Source organism: Synechococcus lacustris str. Tous (assembly GCF_003011125.1).
Taxonomy (GTDB): domain Bacteria; phylum Cyanobacteriota; class Cyanobacteriia; order PCC-6307; family Cyanobiaceae; genus Synechococcus_D; species Synechococcus_D lacustris.
In genome coordinates, this window is record NZ_PXVC01000200.1 from 1 (window position 1) to 1,201 (window position 1,201).

Here is a 1,201-nt window from a genome sequence, read left to right on the forward strand (position 1 = left end):
CCCCAGGAGTGGCACCAGCAGATTCAGAGAAGCCGCACCTGCCACCCTCGCGGCTGATCAATCGCCGGTAGCGGCGCAGGGCGGCATCGGCGTCCTGATGGCGGCACTCTCCCGCTTCAATCGTGGCCAGGACCCGCTCCCACTTGTCTTCGATGGCAAGCGCAGCAACGGCTTGCTGAATCAGATCGTCGGGGCTGCCGCTATAGGGCAAGCCCTGCTCATCGAGCAGGTTGACCCAGCTGAAAACCTCGCGGACGAAGCCCGTGAGCTGGGCACTGCGGTCCAACCCAGCTCGATCGCCACCCCGGTAGGGGCAGCCGCCCTCCAGCACCTGCCTGGCCTTGCTGCCGATCAGCTCCGCCAACTCCAGTGCTCCTGCCCCTGCGCTCTGCTGTCGTTTACCGGTGGAACTCCTCGGCGCTTGGGCCCGCTCACTGGCTGCCTTGGCAAAGGGGTAGATGCCAATTGCACCGAGGGAGCTGACCTCAACCAGGCTGTAGGCGGAATCGGGGTTGACCAGCTCATAGCTCCCTGCGGCACTCACGGTGGGGGCGCAGACGCACACCCGGGTGCCGGCCAGAATCTCGCCCCGGTGTTCACCGCCCGCAACAGTGGTGAAGTTGCAGTGCAGTTTTCCCCCTGCGGTGCGCCAGCTTTCCATCCCGTCAGCCGGCCTCACATAAAGATGAATCCCGCCCCCGGGCGTGCGCTCAATGCGGGTGCGCGTCAGATCGGGGTAGATATCCAGCATGCCCATCCAATCCCGATCCAGGTCGGCCTGGCTTGGAWAGTTCTTGCGGTCAAAATCAATCACCACCACATCGCTGGATGGGATCACGGCGAGCCCCAGTGGCTTACCTAGTTGCATCGCGACCGCAAGCCGAGATAACAGCTCAGTCTCTGACGCCGAATTCCGGTGACTGGTTAATCGCGGCTCGCCACTGGCAAGCCAGAGACTGGGATTCTTACCGACAAATGCAGGCCGCGGCCTGCCATCTTGACCGCACTGAATCTCCCATTCACCACTGCTGCGGTGCTGTCTGGTGAGCGGATACTCCGCCGCGGGTAAGACCATCGGGATCACCGTCTGCAGGCTCAAGCCCAGCCTCAGCAGCTGACAAGCCGCTTCCCTCAAAGCGTCGTATTCACAAGGGATCACGTCCGCACCCCATGCGGCCAAGTGCTCGCAACAGCCTCGAGA

1 protein-coding gene is annotated in these 1,201 nt (G+C 63.2%); it reads right to left on the reverse strand.

Annotated features, from left to right (window positions below; all coding sequences use genetic code 11):
* On the reverse strand, positions 1-1,075 hold a 1,075-nt coding region (locus C7K08_RS14295; RefSeq protein WP_341272178.1), incomplete at its 3' end, for a bifunctional DNA primase/polymerase.
* Positions 1,076-1,201: the final 126 nt, after the last annotated feature.